This window comes from Pseudomonas sp. NBRC 111132, from assembly GCF_001320565.1.
GTDB classification, from domain to species: domain Bacteria; phylum Pseudomonadota; class Gammaproteobacteria; order Pseudomonadales; family Pseudomonadaceae; genus Aquipseudomonas; species Aquipseudomonas putida_P.
In genome coordinates this window covers 1-22284 of record NZ_BCBI01000068.1, presented here as the reverse complement: position 1 = coordinate 22284, position 22284 = coordinate 1, and the positions used below count along the sequence as shown (strand labels likewise).

At 62.7% G+C, this 22284-nt stretch carries 18 protein-coding genes; 6 read left to right on the top strand and 12 right to left on the bottom strand.

Annotated elements, in window-relative coordinates:
- Positions 1–2: 2 nt before the first annotated feature.
- The 6 genes from APH35_RS24410 to arcD (APH35_RS24385) form a co-directional block, all read right to left on the bottom strand.
- Entirely contained in the window at positions 3–1511 is a 1509-nt protein-coding gene (locus APH35_RS24410) for a sigma-54-dependent transcriptional regulator (protein ID WP_060515671.1), read from the bottom strand.
- A gap of 159 nt (positions 1512–1670) precedes the next feature.
- The gene (locus APH35_RS24405; protein ID WP_012270691.1) at positions 1671–2039 is read right to left on the bottom strand and encodes a DUF5064 family protein; all 369 of its coding nucleotides are present in this window, start codon (positions 2037–2039) and stop codon (positions 1671–1673) included.
- Positions 2040–2095: 56 nt separating this feature from the next.
- Positions 2096–3025, bottom strand: a complete 930-nt coding sequence (arcC, locus tag APH35_RS24400) for a carbamate kinase (RefSeq protein ID WP_012270692.1) — start codon at positions 3023–3025, stop codon at positions 2096–2098.
- Between the two features lie 69 nt (positions 3026–3094).
- Positions 3095–4105 (bottom strand): ornithine carbamoyltransferase, encoded by a 1011-nt coding sequence (locus APH35_RS24395; RefSeq protein ID WP_012270693.1) that lies wholly within the window; start codon positions 4103–4105, stop codon positions 3095–3097.
- A 69-nt stretch (positions 4106–4174) separates the two neighbouring features.
- The gene (arcA, locus tag APH35_RS24390; protein WP_012270694.1) at positions 4175–5434 is read right to left on the bottom strand and encodes an arginine deiminase; all 1260 of its coding nucleotides are present in this window, start codon (positions 5432–5434) and stop codon (positions 4175–4177) included.
- A gap of 33 nt (positions 5435–5467) precedes the next feature.
- Positions 5468–6895: an arginine-ornithine antiporter gene (gene arcD, locus APH35_RS24385; RefSeq protein WP_012270695.1), complete on the bottom strand. Its 1428-nt coding sequence runs from the start codon at positions 6893–6895 to the stop codon at positions 5468–5470.
- 436 nt (positions 6896–7331) lie between these two features.
- On the opposite strand from arcD (APH35_RS24385), the gene arcD (APH35_RS24380) reads away from it, so the two are divergent.
- Positions 7332–8759 (top strand): arginine-ornithine antiporter, encoded by a 1428-nt coding sequence (arcD, locus tag APH35_RS24380; RefSeq protein WP_012270696.1) that lies wholly within the window; start codon positions 7332–7334, stop codon positions 8757–8759.
- Here the strand turns inward: arcD (APH35_RS24380) and APH35_RS24375 are convergent.
- The 6 genes from APH35_RS24375 to gap all read right to left on the bottom strand — a co-directional run bounded on the left by APH35_RS24375 (position 8739) and on the right by gap (position 15529).
- Positions 8739–9152, bottom strand: a complete 414-nt coding sequence (locus APH35_RS24375; protein WP_012270697.1) for a YbaN family protein — start codon at positions 9150–9152, stop codon at positions 8739–8741. The two genes, arcD (APH35_RS24380) and APH35_RS24375, sit on opposite strands and share 21 nt — an antisense overlap.
- 54 nt (positions 9153–9206) lie before the next feature.
- Positions 9207–9800 carry a biliverdin-producing heme oxygenase gene (locus APH35_RS24370; protein ID WP_060493428.1) on the bottom strand — a complete coding sequence of 198 codons (594 nt, stop codon included), beginning with the start codon at positions 9798–9800 and terminating at the stop codon, positions 9207–9209.
- Positions 9801–10003: 203 nt separating this feature from the next.
- Positions 10004–12592, bottom strand: a complete 2589-nt coding sequence (locus APH35_RS24365; protein ID WP_060493427.1) for a TonB-dependent receptor — start codon at positions 12590–12592, stop codon at positions 10004–10006.
- A 126-nt stretch (positions 12593–12718) separates the two neighbouring features.
- Complete coding sequence (locus APH35_RS24360; protein WP_012270700.1) at positions 12719–13681, bottom strand: FecR family protein; 963 nt, start codon at positions 13679–13681, stop codon at positions 12719–12721.
- Positions 13682–13768: 87 nt separating this feature from the next.
- The gene (locus APH35_RS24355) at positions 13769–14281 is read right to left on the bottom strand and encodes an RNA polymerase sigma factor (RefSeq protein WP_012270701.1); all 513 of its coding nucleotides are present in this window, start codon (positions 14279–14281) and stop codon (positions 13769–13771) included.
- Between the two features lie 246 nt (positions 14282–14527).
- Positions 14528–15529, bottom strand: a complete 1002-nt coding sequence (gap, locus tag APH35_RS24350; protein WP_012270702.1) for a type I glyceraldehyde-3-phosphate dehydrogenase — start codon at positions 15527–15529, stop codon at positions 14528–14530.
- Between the two features lie 264 nt (positions 15530–15793).
- Here gap and edd point away from each other — a divergent pair, with 264 nt between their 5' ends.
- The 5 genes from edd to APH35_RS24325 form a co-directional block, all read left to right on the top strand.
- Positions 15794–17620, top strand: coding sequence for a phosphogluconate dehydratase (gene edd / locus APH35_RS24345; RefSeq protein WP_060515670.1), 1827 nt, complete (start codon positions 15794–15796; stop codon positions 17618–17620).
- A complete protein-coding gene (locus APH35_RS24340; RefSeq protein ID WP_060515669.1) occupies positions 17617–18579 on the top strand; it encodes a glucokinase in 963 nt (320 codons plus the stop codon). The genes edd and APH35_RS24340 overlap by 4 nt, the downstream gene beginning before the upstream one ends.
- 165 nt (positions 18580–18744) lie before the next feature.
- Positions 18745–19470: a two-component system response regulator GltR gene (gene gltR, locus APH35_RS24335; RefSeq protein ID WP_012270705.1), complete on the top strand. Its 726-nt coding sequence runs from the start codon at positions 18745–18747 to the stop codon at positions 19468–19470.
- A complete protein-coding gene (locus APH35_RS24330) occupies positions 19451–20905 on the top strand; it encodes an ATP-binding protein (RefSeq protein WP_060493424.1) in 1455 nt (484 codons plus the stop codon). The genes gltR and APH35_RS24330 overlap by 20 nt, the downstream gene beginning before the upstream one ends.
- A gap of 145 nt (positions 20906–21050) precedes the next feature.
- Positions 21051–22284, top strand: a 1234-nt coding sequence (locus APH35_RS24325) for an ABC transporter substrate-binding protein (RefSeq protein WP_060515668.1), incomplete at its 3' end; no start/stop codon positions are given.

The following is a 22284-nucleotide window of genomic DNA, read 5'->3' as shown; positions in this document are numbered from 1 at the left end:
TATCAGGGTTTGCCGGGTATTCCATATTTGCGCAAGCGCTGGGCGATGGCGGTATGCGAAGTTTGCAAGCGCCCGGCCAGTTGCCGCGTCGATGGGTAACTGGCATATAGGCGCTGCAACAGTTCGCGTTCGAAATCTCCCACGGCCTGTTCCAGGCTGGCCACTTCACCCTCTTGCCCGCGTGCCACCGAGGTCCCCGCAATGTCCAGGTCGCCGATGTCCACCAGGTTGCTCTCGCAGATGGCCGCCGCGCGGAAAATCACGTTCTGCAACTGACGCACATTGCCCGGCCAAGGGTTGGCCAGCAGTGCCGAATGGGTGGCCGGAGTCAGCCGGCAGGCTGGGCGCTGGATCTGCGTGCAAGCCTGCTGCATGAAGAAGTGCGCCAGCATCAGGATGTCCTGGCCACGGTCGCGCAGTGGCGGCACCTGCAGGTTGAGCACGTTCAGGCGGTAGAACAGGTCTTCGCGGAAGCTACCTTCGGCAACCATGCGCTCCAGGTCGCGGTGGGTGGCGCTGATGATGCGCACATCCACCTTCACCTCGCGGTCACCGCCCACCCGGCGGAAGCTGCCGTCGCTGAGAAAGCGCAGCAGCTTGGCCTGCAGGTACGGTGACATTTCGCCAATTTCATCAAGGAACACCGTGCCCTGATTGGCCAACTCCATCAGCCCGGGCTTGCCACCGCGTTGCGCGCCGGTGAAGGCGCCGGGGGCGTAACCGAACAACTCGCTCTCGGCCAGGCTCTCGGGCAGCGCGGCGCAATTCAGTGCCAGGAACGGTGCCGCATGGCGGCTGCTGATGGCATGGCAGGCGCGGGCGACCAGCTCTTTACCCGTGCCGGTTTCACCATGTACCAGCAGTGGCGCATCAAGCGCTGCCACGCGCAGGGCGCGGGCCTTCAGGGTGCGTATGACCGGCGACTCGCCAAGCAAGGCATCGAAGCCTTCGGCATGGTCGTGGTGCAGGGCCGACAGGCGTTCGCCCATGCGCGAAGGTGGGTACAGCGTCAGCAGGCCACCGGCGTTGGTGATCGGCATGGCGTCCAGCAGCAGGCTCTGGCCGTACAACTGCATTTCGCGCATGGGCAGGTGGAAGTTGTTGTCCAGCAGGGCCTGCAGCAGTGCAGGGTCGCCAAACAGTTCATCCACCGAGCGCCCGGCGGATTCACGGCCGCACAGTTCGATCAGCGCCGGGTTGGCCAGCAACACCAGGCCTGCGCTGTCCACCGCCAGCACCGGGTCGCTCATGGCCGCTAGCAGGGCATCGAGTTGCAGGTGGCGACGCTGGCCGGGGAGGATGTCGACCACGTCCACCGACTGCACGCCGTGTACTTCGAACAGCGCGTCATGCAGTTCTTCGAGCACGGCGGGGCTGAGGGTGGGGGCGTCGATGTAGACGTTCGGCGGGACCATCTCCACGGCGTCCAGGTTGAGGTTGCGGGCACCGAGCAGGGCGAGGACTTCCTGGGTGATGCCGACGCGGTCGATGAAGCTGACGTGGATGCGCATGGGGAGGCGAAAGGTGGTGGCCGGGGAGGGCGGTAGTATGCCTTAACATCGCCGGGGCCGCTTTGCGGCCCTATCGCGACACTAGGCCACTCCCACAACGTTTACGCATTCAGTTGTGGGAGCGGCCTTGGGCTGCAAAGCAGCCGCAAAATGCTGAAATCACTCGAGATGTTCAGGTTTGATCGGGTCGCCCGATTTCACATCGAGCTTTTCGCGGATGTCCGCGAACATATAGTCATAGAGCTTGTGCGGCGAACTCAGGGTCTCGAACTTCTTTGGCGGCGCCAGGTACGACTGGGCCTTGCGGGTCAGTAGCATGAGGAAACTGGGCAGTACTTGGTCCTTGGGGAGGAAGAACTTTTCTTCCACCGGTTTGCCTTCGATGCTGCCATGCATGTGGAATTGAATGCCTCTGCCTTCCCTGGGGTCCGACACGGCCTCGTACTCGATGTTCAGGTCGTAGCTGTGGTCGGCATTGTTCAGCGCAGTGCGCTCGATGTGTACATGACCGGGGTGGTACTGGGCCATGGTTAGCTCCTTTGGAAGGTCGAAAATGGCGGGCCCCGAGAGCCCGCCGACTGCATTCAACGGTAGCTGATCCCAGGCTTCTCGGTAGAAACCCGAGTGCCGGCGGTGCCCTTGACGATGTCCTCGATGTTTTCCAGCGAGCTGATCACGGCGACCTTGCCGGTATTGCGGGCGAAATCACTGGCTGCTTGAACCTTCGGCCCCATGGAGCCGGCAGCGAAGCCCAAGCGTTCGAGTTCGTCCGGGTGGGCCTGGGCAATGGCTTTCTGCGTCGGCTTGCCCCAGTCAATGTAGGCTGCATCGACGTCGGTAGCGATTATCAGAAGGTCGGCTTCCAATTGTTCGGCCAGCAGCGCCGAGCACAGGTCTTTGTCGATCACCGCCTCGATGCCTTTGAGCTTGCGGTTTTCATCGTACATGGTGGGGATGCCGCCACCGCCGGCGCAAATCACGATACTGCTCTTTTCCAGCAGCCACTTGATCGGGCGAATTTCGAAGATGCGCTTGGGTTTCGGGCTGGCCACCACACGGCGGTACTTGTCGCCGTCGGCCTTGACTACCCAGCCCTTTTCCTTGGCCAGGCGCTCGGCTTCTTCCTTGCTGTAGACCGGGCCGATGAACTTGGTCGGGTCCTTGAACGCTGGGTCGTTGGCGTCCACTTCCACCTGAGTCAGCAAGGTGGCGAACGGCACCTCGAAGGCCAGCAGGTTGCCCAGTTCCTGTTCGATCATGTAGCCGATCATGCCTTCGGTTTCGGCACCCAGCACGTCCAGTGGGTAGGCTTCGTCCGGCTTGTAGGAAAGGGCCTGCAGCGACAGCAGGCCGACTTGCGGGCCGTTGCCGTGGGCGATGACCAGCTCGTTACCGGGGTGAATCTTGGCGATCTGTTCGGTGGCGGTGCGGATATTGGCGCGCTGGTTGTCAGCGGTCATGGGCTCGCCGCGACGCAGCAGGGCGTTGCCGCCCAATGCAACAACGATACGCATGGGGAATGTCCTTTGCATTTGCAGAAGAGGGGTACACCTCGCCCCCCACAAGGAGGGCGAGGTACGCCGTCAGAGGTCAGCCAGGGTCGAAACCAGGATCGCCTTGATCGTGTGCATGCGGTTTTCCGCCTGCTCGAAGGCGATGCAGGCGGGTGACTCGAACACGTCGTCGGTCACTTCGATACCGTTGGCCAGGTCTGGGTACTGTTCGGCGATCTGCTTGCCGACCTTGGTTTCGGAGTTGTGGAACGCCGGCAGGCAGTGCATGAACTTGGTCCGTGGGTTGCCGGTGGACTTCATCAGTTCGGCATTCACCTGATAAGGCTTGAGCTGCTTGATGCGCTCCCCCCAGGCCTCGATCGGCTCACCCATCGATACCCACACGTCGGTATGCACGAAGTCCACACCCTTGACCGCGGCTTTCGGATCTTCGGTGAGGGTGATGCGCGCGCCGCTTTCTTCAGCGTACTTCTTGCAGCGTTCGACCAGGTCGTCGTGTGGCCACAGCGCCTTGGGCGCGGCGATGCGCACATCCATGCCAAGCTTGGCGCCAATCAACAGCAGCGAGTTGCCCATGTTGTTGCGGGCGTCGCCCAGGTAGGCGTAGCTGATGTCGTGCAGCGGCTTGTCGCTGTGTTCGCGCATGGTCAGCACGTCGGCGATCATCTGCGTCGGGTGATATTCGTCGGTCAGGCCGTTGAACACCGGTACGCCGGCGAACTTGGCCAGCTCCTCGACGATTTCCTGCTTGAAGCCACGGTATTCGATGGCGTCGTACATGCGCCCGAGCACACGGGCAGTGTCCTTCATGCTCTCCTTGTGACCGATCTGCGAAGAGTTTGGGTCGATATAGGTAACGTTGGCGCCCTGGTCATAGGCGGCCACTTCGAACGCGCAGCGGGTACGGGTGGAGGTTTTTTCGAAGATCAGGGCAATGTTGTTGCCCTTCAGGTGCTGCTGTTCGGTGCCGGTGTACTTGGCGCGCTTGAGGTCGCGGGACAGGTCCAGCAGGTAGCGCAACTCGCGCGTGGTGTGGTGTTCCAGGCTGAGCAGGTTGCGGTTGTGAATGTTGAACGCCATGACAGTTTCTCCTTGAGTCCGGTGATGTCCCGGCCGCCACTTTGTGGGTGCGGCCGGGCGTAATGGTCGTTAGTAGTCGATCGGGTCGCGCACAATCGGGCAGGTCATGCAGTGGCCGCCGCCCCGGCCCCGGCCCAGTTCGCCGGCGCTGATGGTGATGACCTCGATGCCGGCCTTGCGCAGCAGGGTGTTGGTGTAGGTGTTGCGGTCGTAGCCGATGACCACGCCGGGCTCGATGGCCACCACGTTGTTGCCGTCATCCCACTGTTCGCGCTCGGCGGCGAAGCTGTTGCCGCCTGTTTCGACCACGCGCAGGCCACCCTTGAGGCCAAGCTGCTCGCCGACCACTTCGATGAACGACTTGTTGATGCGGCGCACATCCATGCCGTAAGGCTTGCTTTCGTCCGGGCGGATGATGAATGGCACAATCTCTTTCACCACTTCCGGGAAGACCGTGACCAGGTCGCGGTCGCAGAAGCTGAACACGGTGTCCAGGTGCATGGCGGCGCGGGACTTCGGCAGGCCGGCAACGATCACTTCCTTGACGGCGCCCTTGGCGAACAGGTTCTGCGCCAGTTGGCCAATGGCCTGGCGCGAGGTGCGCTCGCCCATGCCGATGAGCACGATGCCATTGCCGATCGGCATCACGTCACCGCCTTCGAGGGTGGCATTGCCGTGGTCCTTGTCCGGGTCGCCGTACCACACCTGGAAGTCAGCGCCGGTGAATTCCTTGTGGAACTTGTAGATGGCGGTGGTCAGCAGGGTTTCCTGGCGGCGCGCCGGCCAGTACATCGGGTTCAGCGTGACGCCGCCGTAGATCCAGCAGGTGGTGTCGCGGGTGAACTGGGTGTTGGGCAGTGGCGGCAGGATGAAGCTGGAGTGGCCCAGGTAGTCGTTGTACATCTTGACCACATCGGCGCCTTCGCTCTGTGGCAGGTCCTGGCCCGCCACACCACCGATCAGGAATTCGGCCAGGTGACGCGGGTCAAGGCCTTCGAGCCAGCTGCGCACTTCGTTGGTCAGCCCCACGCCGACGGTGTCGGGGGTGATCTTGCGGTCGAGGATCCACTTCAGGGCCTCTTTGTTCTGCACGATGTCGGTCAGCAGGTTGTGCATTTCCAGCACATCCACGCCACGCTCGCGCATCTTGGTGACGAAGTCGAAATGGTCACGCTTGGCCTGGTCTACCCAGATCACATCGTCGAACAGCAGTTCGTCGCAGTTGCTCGGCGTCAGGCGCTTGTGCGCCAAGCCCGGGGCGCAAACCATCACTTTGCGCAGTTTGCCGGCTTCGGAGTGGACACCGTACTTCTGTTTTTCAGCGGACATGGTTTCATTCCTCCAATTGAACGAAGACGTGGGTCAAAGGGTCAGGAAGCCGTCGTACAGGCCAAAGGCTGCCACCAGGGCGCCGACGACCACGGCTGCGAAGATCAGTTTTTCCACGTTGGTGAAGACAGGTTGGCCTACCTCACGCTTGGCCTTGGCGAACAGGATGGCGCCAGGTGCGTAGAGCAGGGCCGAGAGCAGCAGGTATTTCACACCGCCGGCGTACAGCAGCCAGACGGCGTACAACAAGGCGATACCGCCGATGATCAGGTCTTTCTTGCGCTCGGCCAGGGCCTGTTCGTAGGTTTCGCTGCGCAGTGCCAGCAGGAAGGCGTAGGCCGCCGACCACAGGTAGGGCACCAGGATCATCGAGGTGGCGAGGTAGATCAGCGACAGGTAGGTGCTGTTGGAGAACAGCGTGATCACCAGGAAGATCTGCACCATGGCGTTGGTCAGCCACAGGGCGTTGGCCGGTACCTGGTTGGCGTTCTCGCGGCGCAGGAACTCCGGCATGGTGTGGTCCTTGGCGGCGGCGAACATGATCTCGGCGCACAGCAGCACCCACGACAGCAGGGCCCCCAGCAGCGAGATGATCAGGCCGACGCTGATCAGCACCGCGCCCCAGTGGCCGACCACATGTTCCAGCACGGCGGCCATCGACGGGTTCTGCAGCTTGGCCAGCTCTGGTTGGGTCATGATGCCCAGCGACAGCACGTTGACCAGCACCAGGAACAGCAGCACGGTAACGAAGCCGATGACCGTGGCCTTACCCACGTCAGAGCGTTTTTCCGCCCGGGACGAGAAAATGCTCGCGCCCTCGATGCCGATGAACACCCACACGGTGACCAGCATCATGTTGCGCACCTGGTTCATCACGCTGCCAAGCTCTGGTGTGCCTACGGCCCAGATGTCGGCGGTGAAGATATCGAGCCTGAAGGCGAACAGGCAGATCAGGGCGAACAGCACCAGCGGCACCACTTTGGCCACGGTGGTGACCAGGTTGATGAACGCTGCCTCCTTGATACCGCGCAATACCAGGAAGTGCACGGCCCACAACAGGATCGACGCGCCAATGATGGCGGCCGGCGTGTTGCCTTCACCGAAGATTGGGAAGAAGTAGCCCAAGGTGCTGAACAACAGCACGAAGTAGCCGACGTTGCCCAGCCAGGCACTGATCCAGTAGCCCCAGGCTGAGGAGAAGCCCATGTAGTCGCCAAAACCGGCCTTGGCGTAGGCATATACCCCGCCATCCAGATCAGGCTTGCGGTTGGCCAAGGTCTGGAACACGAACGCCAGGGTCAGCATGCCGACCGCGGTGATGCCCCAACCGATCAACACCGCGCCAACCCCTGCGCTGGCGGCCATGTTTTGCGGCAGCGAGAAGATCCCGCCACCAATCATCGAACCGACGACAAGTGCAACTAACGCACCAAGCTTTAGTTTTCCGGATGAATCAGACATTTAACAACTCCTGCCAGGAGAAAGTTGACGACAGAATAGATCCGACGCCTTTGCCGTAACCTGACTTGCGTCAGTTTAAGGCGATGTGAAGGTAGGAAATTTCCTTCACGGGTGCTCCTGGAGAGTGCCGACAGCTTAAGCTGCAGGCCTTGCGCGCTGGCACCTCCATGTCCTTCTAGAGCAAACGCTCTGTTCAGCCTGCGAAGCTTGAAACTAGCCGCTTTTGCCGCTTTCGCAAATTTTTCACAAGAATTTTGAGTTTTATCAGTTTCTTTTCTAGTTGCCGTACTGCTGCTAATTTTGAGAGAAGGGCTGCATAGACAAAGCAGTTATTAGTGCTATAGGTTTAACCCGCGTCTACAGTATAAGTAACAACATTTATATGGCCCGCAAAGCGGTTACAAATGCATGACAGGGCTTGAAAAAAGGGAGGCTCATGAGCGAACCGGGACAGAAGCTGCGCCTGGGCGCGCTGATCGCGCTGGTGGTCGGCTCGATGATCGGTGGCGGGATCTTCTCGCTGCCGCAGAACATGGCCGCGCGCGCCGATGTGGGGGCTGTGTTGATCGGCTGGGGGATCACCGCGGTTGGCATGCTGGCCCTGGCCTTCGTGTTCCAGACCTTGGCCAACCGCAAGCCCGAGCTGGACTCAGGGGTGTACGCCTATGCCAAGGCCGGTTTCGGCGAGTACATGGGCTTTTCCTCGGCCTGGGGCTACTGGATCAGTGCCTGGCTGGGTAACGTTGGTTATTTCGTACTGCTGTTCAGCACCCTGGGCTTCTACTTTCCCGTTTTCGGTGAAGGCAACACGCCCATTGCCATCGGCTGCGCCTCGCTGTTGCTGTGGTCTGTGCATTTCCTGGTGCTGCGAGGCATCAAGGAAGCCGCGTTCATCAACCAGGTAACCACGGTAGCCAAGGTGGTGCCGCTGTTGATCTTTGTGGTGATCGCGGCATTCGCCTTCCGCGCCGATATCTTCACCCGGGATATCTGGGGCCTCAGCAACCCGCAGTTCGGCAGCGTGCTGGAGCAGGTGCGCAACATGATGCTGGTGACCGTGTTCGTATTCATCGGCATCGAGGGCGCCAGCGTGTATTCCGGGCGCGCCGAGCGTCGTTCTGACGTGGGTAAGGCCACGGTCATCGGCTTTCTCGGTGTACTGGCGCTGCTGGTGCTGGTCAACGTGTTGTCGCTGGGGGTGATGACCCAGCCGGAGTTGGCCGGGCTGCAGAACCCCTCGCTGGCCTCGGTGCTGGAGCATATTGTCGGCCCCTGGGGCGCCTTGCTGATCAGTCTCGGCCTGGCAGTCTCGCTGCTCGGCGCCTTGCTTTCGTGGGCGCTGCTGTGTGCCGAGATCCTGTTTGCCACGGCGCGGGACAAGACCATGCCGCGCTTTCTAGCCAAGGAAAACGCCAACCATGTGCCAGCCAACGCCCTTTGGCTGACCAACTGCATGATCCAGGGGTTCCTGCTGATTACGCTGTTCTCGGCCGGTACCTACACCAGCCTCATCTACCTGGCCTCGTCGATGATCCTGGTGCCCTACCTGTGGTCGGCGGCCTATGCCGTGCTGCTGGCGGTGCGCGCAGAAACCTATGCCGGGCAGCCGGGGTTGCGGCGCAAGGACTTGCTGGTGGCGCTGGTTGCCTTGCTGTATGCCGTGTGGCTGCTGTATGCGGGCGGGCTCAAGTACCTGTTGCTGTCGGCGCTGCTGTACGCCCCAGGTGTGATCCTGTTCGCCAGGGCCAAGCATGAGCAAGGCCAGACCCTGTTCACTAGCTGGGAAAAGCTGATTTTCGCCGCTGTGCTGGTGGGCGCTGCGCTGGCGGCCTACGCCTTGTATTCAGGGCTGCTGAGCTTGTGATGGGGCGGGGCAGGCGTGCTCCGGGCGCGACCAGATCCACAGGTTGCCCAGGGTCATGCCGGCGATAGCCAGGAACACTGGCCAGTGGTGTTCAAGGAAGGTCAGCATCAGCCCGGCGCACAGCAGCATGCTGAGGGTCGCGCTGACCTTGGCCCGGCGCTGGATCACCTTGCCGTTGCGCCAGTTGTACAGGATCGGCCCGAACAACCGGTGGTTCTCCAGCCAGGCCGAAAGGCGCGGTGAGCTGCGCGTGGCGGCCCAGGCGGCCAGCAGGATGAACTCGGTGGTCGGCAAGCCGGGAATCACGATGGCGACCAGGCCCACCCCGAGGCTCACGTAAGCCAGGATTCCATACAACAGGCGGGCGAGTTTCGAGCGGGCTGGTTGGGTCATGTTCTCACTGCATAAAACGGTTCGGCCACCGGAGGGGTGGCCGGCTACGGCGTATCAAACCAGCGCGGCATCCGCGGCATAGGCGTGCTTGAGCAGCTCGGTGAAACGCTCGAAAGCGGCAACCGCGCCGCGCTCGGCAGCGGCTTCATCGATGGCCGAGAGTTCCAGCCCATCAAGGATGCGGGTGAACTGCTTCCAGCCTTCGGCACGGCCACCGGCTGGCTCGCCCAAGTGGCGGGCACCGAAGCTGTCGGACAGTTCCAGGGCCACGGCACGCTTGATCAGAAACGCAGCGCCCAGTTTGGAGCCTTCGGAGACGAAGATCCAGCCCATTGCCTCGCCCAGGCTTGGGTTGCCCACGGCACCTGGCACGGCGGCCGGCACTTCGGTGTCGAGGTCAGCGAGGTCGAGACGGGCCTGGTCTGCGCGGCAGCGCTCGGCCAGGTCGGGGACGATGGCGATCAGTTGTGGGTCGTTGTACAGCGCCTGCAACTCGGATTGGAACAGGTACTGGGCAACGACAAAACGGGCGAAGCTTTCGCGGCTGTCGAAGGGCGCGTGGGATTTGACCAGGGCATCCAGCTCGGCGTGCGGGGCGTGGGTGATCTGGTTCAGGCGCTGGGAGCGCAGGGCTGGGCGTTCGGTCATGGGGCAGTCCTTGGAAAAAGGGGCGTCTAGATACAAGACGAAACAGCGGGGGCGGGACAGTAAAAAAAGCCAGTATTTGTGTTGCCTGTACCGGCCTCTTCGCGGGTGAACCCGCTCCCACAGGAACATCACAGGGCCCAAGGCCTGCGCAATACCTGTGGGAGCGGGTTTACCCGCGAAGAGGCCGGTACAGGCGTGAGGGATCAGATATCCCAAACCACATTGATACCGAAGTTGCGCCCTGGCATGGTCAAGCGGTCGATGTTGGCTGGCTGGGTCACAGCTGCCTCACCCTGGCCGTCGTAGCTGCGTACCGAATCCCACTGCCAGTATTTCTTGTCGGTGAGGTTGTACAGGCCGGCGTTGATGGTCACGTCGTCGGTAACCTTGTAGAAGCCGGTCAGGTCCAGCACGCCGTAGCCCGGGGTGCGGAACTTCGAGCTCGAACCGTCGGGGGAGTAGAAGCTGGAGTCGTCGACACGGGTCTTGCGCTTGACCAGTGTCCAGCTCAGCAGGCCGCCGTAGTTCTGCTGCTCGTAACCCAGGCCGAATACGCCCTTCAGCGGGTTGACGCTGTTCAGCGGTTCACCGGTGTCATCGTTACGACCATAGGTGTAGGCAATCGAGCCCTGGGTATAGAGGCCCTGCGGTGCGCCGAAGTGGTCCAGGTTCAGGCGGCCCTTGACCTCGGCACCCTTGATGGTGGCGTGCTTGATGTTGTTGGCCTGGAAGGTCTGTTCCAGGTTGGCGCTTTGCACGGCGTCTTCGTCGATGAAGTCGCGGTACTTGTTGTAGAACACCGCCACGTCGAAGTTACCCGCGTCGAAGTTGCCACGCAGGCCGGTTTCGTAGCTTTTGCTCTTTTCCGGTTCCAGGCCGGGGTTGCCTTCTACGCGGTAACCTTCCTCAAGGTTGACGAATTTTCCGTACATGGCCTTGGCGGTCGGGGTGCGGAAGCCTTCGGCGTACTGGCCATACCAGGTGTAGTTGTCGTTGAAGGCGTAGGTCACGCCGAGCTTGGGCGACACACGGTGCCACTTCTTGTCCGAGTCGTCCTGGGAGGTGGGTGCCGTGCCGGTGGACTCCAGGCCGCGCAGGAATTCGTCGGTGAACTTGGGTTCCATGCGCGTGTAGTCGTAGCGCGCACCGGGCATGAAGGTCCAGTTGTTCCAGCGGATTTCATCCTGCACGAACAGGCTGTAGGTGTTTACGGTCGGGTCCGGGAAGTCGCTGACCAGAACCTGGCCGTCTGCCGGGCGTTCGGCGCCAGCGGCGGAGCAACCGGAGCCCACGGTCAGGCAGGTGCCGGTGCCGCTGCGGGACCCGGTGATTTTCTCGTGCTTGATCGTGGTGCCATAGGTCAGCAGATGGTCGGTGGCGCCGATGCTGAAGGCCTTGTCCAGCTGGGCGTCGAACACCCACTGGCGGTCCTTGTAGGTGGTGTCGCGGGTACGCAGCACCTGGCGGCCAGGCGGTGCGTAGACTTCTTCGGTGTGCTGGTCGGTCTTGGCGATCTGGTAGTTCAGGCTCCACTTGACGTGGTCGGCGACCAGCGAATCCAGGCCGAACTCATGGTTGATGCCAAAGCGCTCGCGGGTGATGGTGTCGTTGCCATTGCGCGCCTTGTAGTAGCCCGTGCCGCCAAAGCCCGGAATGAACGGCCCGCCCACCGCGCTGAGGATGTTCTGGTCGCGGTCATCCTTGTAGCGTTCGTAGGTGAAGCCCAGGCGCGCGTCATCGGCGTAGTTCCAGCCCAGCTTGGCCAGCACGTTGGTGGTGCGCACATCCATTGGATTGGCTTCGGTGCGCGACAGGCCGGCACCGCTGTGGCTGCCGTGGGTTTCAGTCTCGTGGCCGTTGCGCTGGCTCAGGTGCAGCAGGCCATCGAAATCACCCTCGCGGCCGGCGACGGTGGCGGAGGTCAGCCAGCTTTCGTCAGCCGAGCTGTAACCGGTTTTCAGGCGTGCACCCACGTCTTTGCCAGGCTTGATGATGTCGTCCGGGTCGAGGGTGAAGTAGCTGACCGCGCCGCCGATGGCGTTGCTGCCGTACAGCACCGAGGCCGGGCCGCGGAGGATTTCCACGCGCTTGACGATTTCTGGGTCGACGTAGTTGCGTTGGGTCTGGGCATAGGGGCCGTAGAAGAAGCTATCCGGGATCGATACGCCGTCAACCTGGGTGAGGATCCGCTCGCCGTCGATACCCCGGATGTTGTAGCCGTTCAGGCCGCTGCGCTGGCCGGTACCTGCCACCGACACCCCCGGCTCGTAACGCACCAGGTCCTGGATGTTGTTGACGTTTTGCCGGTCCAGTTGCTCGCGGGTCTGCACGCTGACCGTGCTCGGCACCTGGCTGACGTCCTGGGCGCTACGGGTGGCGCTGACGGTCACCTGCTGCAAAGCGATCACGTTACCGACGGTCTGGCGCTCAAGAACCACGTTGCCGTTGCTGATCTTGCGAAAGCTCAGGCCCGTTCCATGCAGCAGGCGCTTGAGTGCGGCATCTGGCGGCAGCGAACCCTGTACCCCAGGCGAGGCCACGCCGTCGGCCAGCTCGGCGCTGAAGCCGACCTGCCAGCCGGTGACCTGGCTGAAGGCGTTGATCGCCGACACCAGGGGCTGCTGGCCGATGCTGAAGCGATAGTCGCCCATGCGCGGGCTGCTGGCCTGGGCCGGCTCGGCGGCCAGCGCCGGGAGGCTGCAGGCACCGCTGGCAAGCAGGGCCAGGGTCAATAGGGACAGTTGCCCTGTACGGCGGGGAAGGGTGGACGAGCGGGTAGGACCAGTGGACATCGGAAGCGCTCCCAGACGCGCGGACTGTTATAGGTGATGACTGTTCTCGTTTTCAAACAAGAATCAGTTGCATTGGCTATAACGAGACGAGCGGGGTAGCACGACCGCGTAAAAATAATTTCAGGGTCAGTTCAGAATGACCAGCGCCGGGTACTCATGCAGCTGTGCCGAGGTGATGTGGGCCAGCGCGCGCAGGGTTTCCAGCGGCTGGTCGAGGCGGTAGTTTCCGGTGACGGCAACGTCTTCCAGCTGTGCATTGCGGTTGATGATCCAGCCTGGGTAGTAACGCCGCACTTCGGCCAGCACCTGGCTCAAAGGGCAGTTCTCGAACACCAGGCGGCCATCGATCCAGGCCAGGTCCTTTTGCATGTCGGGGCGCTGGCGCTGGCCAAAGCCTTGCGGGCCGACGCTGATGCTGTCGCCGGCACTCAGGCGGATACGCTGGTCACGTGCGCCTTGCAGGTCGACATCGCCGCGTTGCACCCGCACCTGGGCCTCGCCGTCGAGGTAGCGCACGGCAAAATCGGTGTCGCGCACCTGGGCGCGCACAGGCCCTGCCTGCACCTCCAGCGGCAACAGCGCGCCCTCCGGTACCTGGAAGTACGCCTCGCCTTGTAACAGGCGGGCGACCTGGCGGCCGTCCCGGCGGTCGTTGGCAAAGGCCGAATTGGTGTTGAGCAGCACTTTTGCGCCGTCGTCCAGTTGCAGGCGCTGGCGTTCGCCCACCACGGTCAGGTGATCCGCCTGCAGGCGCATGGGCAGGTTACCGACGGTGAACAGCCCCACCAGCAGCACCGCGGCGGTGGCCAGGGGTTTCCAGTGGCTGCGCAGGCGCCCACGCCATGAGCGGCGTTGCTGCTGGTGCATCTGCGTGGCCGCCTGGTGCAACGGCGTACCGTTCCACAATGCCTCTGCCTCGACATAGGCCTCGGCGTTCTCCGGCGCGGCGCTCAGCCAGGCTTCAAAGGCCTGGGTGTCTGCGGCATCTGCGCATTGCAGGCGTACCAGCCAGTCCAGCGCCTCGTCCATGGCACGAGCACGGGCACTGGGCCCGGCAGGTGACGGGCGAGGGGCAGGGCTGTCGGTCACGGTGAATCCTTGAATGGTTTTTGCGAATGATCAAGGCTAAGGCGGGGTGTGGCAAGGGCTTTGCGTTGCCGTTCGCCTGCGCTCAGCTCACTTGAGGCGCTCGGCAACACCCATGCAGATCGCCATGATCAGTTTCAATTCCTTTTGTACCGTGCTGGGCGAAACACTCAGTTGTTCGGCAATTTCCAGGTAGGTGGCGCCATGCAGGCGGCTGAGGATGAAAATGCGTTGCTGGCGCTCGCTTAGCTGATTGAGGCTGATGCTCAGGTGCTTGAGCAACTGCTCGGCATGGGCGGCATCCTCGCTGCTGGTGGCGGGAGCGGCCACGCTGTGCAGCACTTCGTCGGGCACATCGTCGACCAGCATGCGCGCCTGCACCCGGCGTGCGCGCAGGTGGTCCAGCGCCAGGTTGCGCGCGGTCTGGAACACGAACGGCTCGATGTGCTCGATGGGCCGCTCGCCCAGGGCGCGGGATACCCGCAGGTAGGTTTCCTGCAGCAGGTCTTCGGCCGTGCTGGGGTTGCCGACCATGCGCTGCAGGGTACGCAGCAGGGTAAGGCGCTGGACGAGGAAGACGGAGTTGAACCGGGACTGACTCACGGGGAAACCTGGCCGACGAAAGGTTAATGATAATGCTTATCATCTGTGTCGTAGGTCAAGTGGTGAAATGTTAGGAAAAGGTAAAGATTGTGAGAGCTCCGTCGCTGCGCGGTCCCTTGTAGGAGCGGCCTTGTGTCGCGATGGGCTGCGCAGCAGCCCCGAAATCTCGGCTCCAGCACCAATTGTCGGGGCCGCTTTGCGGCCCATCGCGACACAAGGCCGCTCCTACAGGGCGTGTGTCAAATCTTAGCGGGCGTTGCTCAGCGCCAAGCAGTTATCCAGCATCCGGTTGCTGAACCCCCACTCGTTGTCATACCAGGCCAGCACCTTGAGCATGCGCCCATTGGCCCGGGTATGGTTGGCATCGAAAATGGACGACAGCGGGTTGTGGTTGAAATCGCAGGAAACCAATGGCAAGGCGTTGTAGCCCAATACCTTGGAATGCTTGCTGGCTTCAAGGAACAGCTGGTTGACCTGCTCGGCGGTGGCCTCGCGCTTGAGGTTGACGGTGAGGTCCACCAGCGACACGTTGATGACCGGTACCCGCACCGCCATGCCGGTCAATTTGCCGGCCAGCTCTGGCAGCACCAGGCCGACGGCCTCGGCGGCGCCAGTCTTGCTCGGGATCATCGACTGGGTGGCCGAACGCGCGCGATATGGGTCGCTGTGGTACATGTCGGTCAGCACCTGGTCATTGGTGTAGGCGTGAATGGTGGTCATCAGGCCTTGTTCGATGCCGAACTCGCGGTGCAGCACCTGGGCGATCGGCGCCAGGCAGTTGGTGGTGCAGGAGGCATTGGAAATGACCTGGTGCGAGGCCCGCAGGATGTCGTGGTTGACCCCGTACACCACGGTGGCATCGGCACCCTTGGCGGGTGCCGAGACAATCACCTTGCCCGCCCCGGCGGCCAGGTGTGCAGCGGCCTTGGCGCGGTCGGTGAATAGCCCGGTGCACTCGAACACCACGTCGATCGCCTCGGCCTTCCAGGGCAGCTCGGCCGGGTTGCGGATGGCACTGACCGCGATTCGGTCACCATTGACCGTCAGGCTCTCGTGGTCGGCCTCGACACTGGCGTCGAAGGTGCCGTGCACACTGTCGTACTTGAGCAGGTGGGCATTCATGGCGCTGTCGCCCAGGTCGTTGATGGCGACGACCTGCAGGTCCTGGCGGTAGCCTTGGGTATACAGTGCGCGCAGGACGTTGCGCCCGATGCGGCCGAATCCATTGATGGCGATGCGAAGGGTCATGGCAGTACCTCTGGCAGTCCGAGTGAAACCTGTGGCACAAAGGAGCTTCACTGAAACGGTTTTGTTGTTGGAATTACAAGATTATTCACTGGCCGATAGAAAACAAGCCTTTTTAGTGGCAGTATTTTGTTTAAACATACAACGAGTGGTTGGGCGACGTGCCTCCACCGATGCAGCGGGCTCCTCACCTTGAGCCTAGGCCGCAATCGTTTGGAGGGGAAATGCCCGGTAAACCGCCCTTACAATTAGCCTGGAGTCCAGTACATGCATCCGCGCATCCTTGAGGTCACCCAGCGGCTGGTCGAACGCAGCCGTGCCACCCGCGAACGTTACCTGCAGCTGATTCGCGGCGCGGCCAGTGAAGGCCCCATGCGTGCCAGCCTGCAGTGCGCCAACTTCGCCCACGGCGTGGCCGGTTGCGGCAGCGAAGACAAGCAGACGCTGCGCCTGATGAACGCGGCCAACGTGGCTATCGTCTCGGCCTACAACGACATGTTGTCCGCCCACCAGCCATACCTGCATTTCCCCGAGCAAATCAAGCAGGCCCTGCGTGAGGTCGGCTCGGTCGGCCAGTTCGCCGGTGGCGTGCCGGCCATGTGCGACGGTGTGACCCAGGGCGAGCCGGGCATGGAACTGGCCATCGCCAGCCGCGAAGTGATCGCCATGTCCACGGCTGTCGCGCTGTCGCACAACATGTTCGACGCCTCGCTGATGCTGGGCATATGCGACAAGATCGTTCCTGGCCTGATGATGGGCGCGCTGCGTTTCGGCCACTTGCCGACCATTTTCGTACCGGGTGGGCCAATGGTGTCCGGCATTTCCAACAAGCAGAAGGCCGACGTGCGCCAGCGCTATGCCGAAGGCAAGGCCAGCCGTGAGGAGCTGCTGGAGTCGGAGATGAATTCCTACCACAGCCCAGGCACCTGCACCTTCTACGGCACCGCCAATACCAACCAACTGGTGATGGAGGTAATGGGCCTGCACCTGCCGGGGGCTTCGTTCGTCAACCCGTACACACCGCTGCGCGACGCACTCACCGCCGAGGCTGCGCAGCAGGTGACACGCATGACCAAGGCCAGTGGCAGTTTCATGCCGCTGGGTGAAATCGTCGACGAAAAAGCGTTGGTCAACTCCATCGTCGCCCTGCACGCTACCGGCGGCTCGACCAACCACACCCTGCACATTCCAGCGATTGCCCAGGCTGCGGGTATCCAGCTGACCTGGCAGGACATGGCCGACCTTTCAGAAGTGGTGCCGACCCTGTCGCACGTCTACCCCAACGGCAAGGCCGACATCAACCACTTCCAGGCGGCTGGTGGCATGGCCTTCCTGATCCGCGAGCTGCTCGACGCCGGGCTGCTGCACGAGGATGTCAATACCGTGGCCGGCCACGGCTTGCGTCGCTACACCCAGGAACCGTTCCTCGACAACGGCAAGCTGGTGTGGCGCGAAGGGCCGCAGCAAAGCCTGGACGAGAGCATCCTGCGCCCGGTGGCGCGGCCGTTCTCCGCCGAAGGCGGCCTGCGGGTGATGGAGGGCAACCTGGGCCGTGGCGTGATGAAAGTGTCCGCCGTCGCCGCCGAACATCAGGTGGTCGAGGCCCCGGCGCGGGTGTTCCAGGACCAGCAGTCGCTGGCCGATGCGTTCAAGGCCGGTGAGCTTGAGCGTGACTTTGTCGCCGTGGTGCGCTTCCAGGGGCCACGTTGCAACGGCATGCCAGAGCTGCACAAGCTAACGCCATTCCTCGGTGTGCTGCAGGACCGTGGCTACAAGGTAGCGCTCGTTACAGACGGGCGTATGTCGGGTGCCTCGGGCAAGATCCCGGCGGCTATCCACGTTTGCCCCGAGGCTTACGACGGCGGCCCGCTGGCGCGTGTGCGCGATGGTGATATCGTGCGGGTCGATGGTGTCGAAGGTACCTTGCGGGTCATGGTCTCGGCCGAAGAGTTGGCCAGCCGCGATCTGCCGCCGGCGCCCCAGGGCAATGACCTGGGTTGCGGGCGCGAGCTGTTCGGCTTCATGCGCATGGCGTTCAGCCCGGCAGAGCAGGGCGCGAGTGCGTTCACTTCGGCCCTGGAGAACCTCAAATGAAAGACCTGCTGGTTGGCGACATCGGCGGCACCAATGCCCGTTTTGCGTTGTGGCGTGACAACCAGCTGCATGATGTGAAGGTTTTCGCCACTGCAGACTACACCAGCCCGGAGCAGGCCATCGAGGCTTACCTCGAAGGCCAGGGCATCGCCCGCGGTGGATTGGCGGCGGTATGCCTGGCGGTAGCTGGGCCGGTCGATGGCGACGAATTCCGCTTCACCAACAACCATTGGCGTCTGAGCCGCACCGCCTTCTGCAAGACCTTGCAGGTCGATCAGCTGTTGCTGATCAACGATTTCACTGCCATGGCGCTGGGCATGACTCGCCTGCGCGAAGGGGAGTTCCGCGAAGTGTGCCCCGGCCAGGCCGACCCTGCGCGGCCGGCGCTGGTGATCGGGCCAGGGACAGGCCTGGGTGTGGGCTCGCTGCTGCGCCTTGGTGAGCAGCACTGGCAAGCCCTGCCAGGTGAAGGCGGGCATGTTGACCTGCCGGTGGGCAATGCCCGCGAAGCGGCGATCCACCAACACATCCATGGGCAGATCGGCCATGTCAGCGCCGAGACCGTGCTCAGTGGGGGTGGCCTGGTGCGGTTGTACCAGGCGATCTGCGCACTGGACGGCGACACCCCCAGGCACAAGACCCCGGCGCAGGTCACCGATGCCGCACTGGGCTGCGAGCCTCGAGCGCTGGCGGTGGTCGAGCAGTTCTGCCGGTTTCTTGGGCGCGTGGCGGGTAACAATGTGCTGACGCTGGGCGCGCGAGGTGGGGTCTATATCGTCGGCGGCGTGATTCCGCGCTTTGCCGAGTTGTTCCTGCGTAGCGGGTTTGCCGCCAGTTTTGCCGACAAGGGTTGTATGAGTGGTTATTTTGCTGGCGTGCCGGTGTGGCTGGTGACGGCCGAGTTTTCCGGGTTGCTGGGAGCCGGGGTGGCCTTGCAGCAGGCTTTGGATCATAGCTAGGCGTAAGGGGGCCGCTGCGCGGCCCATCGCGACGCAAGGCCGCTCCTACAGGGATCGCGCAGTGTGTAGGAGCGGCCTTGTGTCGCGATGGGCTGCAAAGCAGCCCCAGAAGGCAACACCCAACAGCAGGCAAAAGATCTGCAAACAACAAGAGGAAGGACCACCTTGAGCACTGCCGGCAAATCGATCCTGATGGTCGACGACGACCAGGAAATCCGCGAACTGCTGCAAACCTACCTGAGTCGCTCCGGCTTTCAGGTGCATGCCGAAGCCGACGGCAAAGGCTTTCGCCGTGCGCTGGAAAGCACGCCCTGCGACCTGGTCATCCTCGATGTCATGCTGCCCGACGAAGACGGCTTCAGCCTGTGCCGCTGGGTACGCCAGCACCCGCGCCAGGCGCGCGTGCCGATCATCATGCTCACCGCCAGCTCCGACGAGGCCGACCGGGTCATTGGCCTGGAACTGGGCGCCGACGACTACCTGGGCAAACCGTTCAGCCCCCGTGAACTGCAAGCGCGAATCAAGGCCCTGCTGCGTCGCGCCGAATTCGGCCAGGCGGCGCCGGGCAGTGCGGTGCTGGCCTTCGATGACTGGCGCCTGGACACGGTCAGCCACCGCCTGTTCCATCACGACGGTGAAGAGGTGATTCTTTCTGGCGCCGACTTTGCCCTGCTCAAGCTGTTTCTCGACCATCCGCAGCAGATTCTCGACCGCGACACCATCGGCAACGCCACCCGTGGTCGCGAGCCGATGCCGCTGGACCGCATCGTCGACATGGCGGTCAGCCGCTTGCGCCAGCGCCTGCGTGATACCGACAAGCCACCCCGGCTGATCCGCACGGTACGCGGCAGTGGCTACCTGTTGGCGGCGCATGTCTGCAGTGCGCCCTGAGCGGCGCTGGCGCCTGCTGCCGCGCTCATTGCTGGGGCGTATGCTGCTGCTGACCTTGTTGGTTGTGCTGCTGGCCCAGGGCCTGTCGAGCATCATCTGGGTTGCCCAACTGCGGGCCAGCCAGTTGCAGGGCCTGCGCGCCAGTGCCAGCAGCCTGGCCCACTCGATGAGCGCCAGTGTCAGTTACTTCCGCTCGCTGCCGGTGGCCTATCGGCCGATGGTGCTCGACCAGTTGCGCAGCATGGGTGGCACGCGCTTTTTCGTGTCGCTCAACGCCAAGCCGCTGGACATGCCGGTATTGCCCATTACCCCACGCAAGCAGGCGGTGATCGATGTGTTCCAGCAGGTGCTGCACGAGCGCCTAGGGTCGCAGATGGACATTTCCGTGGAGTTCGTCGCCCCCGACGACCTGCGTATCTTCAACAGCGGCCTTAAGCTAGACGAGCTGCCACGTTCTTGGGCGCATTACTCGTTGACCCTGGAGCCGCTCAACCCGCCGGTGCTGGTGACGCAGATTCGCCTGGGCGAGGGTGAGTGGCTGTACATCGCTTCGCTGCTGCCTGAACCCTATACCAGCCTGGAGGCCGAGCGCCTGCCACGGCAGCAGATCGGTTTCATCGTACTCACCACGGCCTTGCTGTTGTTGTTCATCGGCCTGCTGGTGCACTGGCAGAGCTGGCCGCTCAAGCGCCTGGCGCGGGCCGCACGGGAGATGTCGCTGGGCGCCGATGTGGCGCCGGTGGCGGAAGGCGGGGGTAGCGAAGTGGTCGAGGTTAGCCGGGCATTCAACAGCATGCGTGAGCGCATCAGCCGCTACCTGACCGAACGCAGCCAGCTGTTCAGCGCCATCTCCCATGACTTGCGCACGCCAATCACCCGCCTGCGCCTGCGTGTCGAACTGCTGGAGGACGAGCGCCTGCAGGCCAAGTTCAGCCAGGACCTGGACGAACTGGAGCTGCTGGTCAAAGGCGCCTTGCAGTGCGTGAAGGACACCGATATCCACGAGAACATAGAGCCGGTCGACCTCAATCAGGTGCTGGAGATTCTGGCAGAGCCGTATCTGCGTGATGGCCGTATCACGGTCGACGGCCGGGCGCTGGCGCCTTACCCAGGCAAGCCGCTGGCGTTGCGACGCTGCATCGGCAACCTGATCGACAACGCCATCAAGTATGGCGAGCGGGCGCGGCTGCGCATCATCGACAGTGCCGAGGGCTTTGTGCTGCAGGTGGACGACCAGGGGCCGGGCGTACCGCAGCAGCAGCTGGAGCAGGTGTTCGAGCCGCATTTCCGGCTGGCAGGGCAGCAGCAGGGCTATGGGCTGGGGTTGGGGATTGCGCGCAATATCGCCCACAGCCATGGGGGCGAGGTGAGTTTGCTGAATCTGCGAGAGGGTGGGTTGCGGGTGACGTTGTACCTGCCACGGGGCGTGGAGTGAAACGCTGCGTTACCTGTACCGGCAATGTAACCAAACGATGACATTCATGCATCGCTTCGTTACCCGGCGCGGCGGGCGTGCTGTTTAGACTCCATGCAACGCAAGCGATCGACTTGCACGGCATAACAACAAGAAAGGTGTTTCGATGAATTCCACGCTCCGTCTCGCTGCCGCAATCTCCCTGGCTTCCTTAGTCCCGCTCAGTGCCCAGGCTGCCGAACCCAAAGGCAGTGTCGAGGTGGTGCACTGGTGGACCTCTGGTGGTGAAAAGGCGGCCGTCGATGTGCTCAAGGCCCAGGTCGAGAAAGACGGCTTCACGTGGAAGGATGGCGCTGTCGCCGGCGGTGGCGGCGCCACGGCCATGACCGTGCTCAAGAGCCGCGCCGTAGCGGGCAACCCGCCGGGTGTCGCACAAATCAAAGGGCCAGATATCCAGGACTGGGCGGCCACCGGTTTGCTCGACGGCGAAGTGCTCAAGGATGTGGCCAAGCAAGAGCAGTGGGACACCTTGCTCGACAAGAAGGTCGCTGACAACGTGAAGTATGACGGTGACTATGTTGCCGTACCGGTAAACATCCACCGTACCAACTGGCTCTGGATCAACCCAGAAGTCTTCAAGAAGGCCGGCATCGACAAGGCGCCGGCCACGCTCGATGAATTCTATGCCGCTGCCGAAAAGCTCAAGGCCGCTGGCTTCATCCCGCTCGCCCATGGCGGCCAACCGTGGCAGGACAGCACCGTGTTTGAAAGCGTGGTGCTCTCGGTGATGGGCGCGCAGGGTTACAAAAAGGCCATGGTCGACCTCGACAATGCGGCCCTGACCGGCCCGGACATGGTCAAGGCGCTGGCCGAGCTGAAAAAGGTCGCCAACTACATGGACCCGGATGGCAAAGGCCAGGACTGGAACCTGGAGGCGGCCAAGGTCATCAACGGCAAGGCCGGCATGCAGATCATGGGCGACTGGGCCAAGAGCGAATGGACCTTGGCGAAGAAGACCGCCGGCAAGGACTACCAGTGCGTGCCGTTCCCGGGTACCGACAAGGCCTTCCTCTACAACATCGATTCGCTGGTGGTGTTCAAGCAGAACAACGCAGGCACTTCTGCCGGCCAGCAGGACATTGCCCGCAAGGTGATGGGTGAGGACTTCCAGAAAGTCTTCAGCACCAACAAAGGGTCGATCCCGGTGCGCAACGACATGCTGGCCGACATGGCCAAGTATGGCTTCGATGCTTGCGCGCAGCGCTCTGCCAGTGACTTCCTGGCCGATGCCAAGAATGGCGGCCTGCAGCCGAGCATGGCGCACAACATGGCCACCACGCTGGCCGTGCAGGGTGCGTTCTTCGATGTAGTGACCAACTACATCAACGATCCCAAGGCCG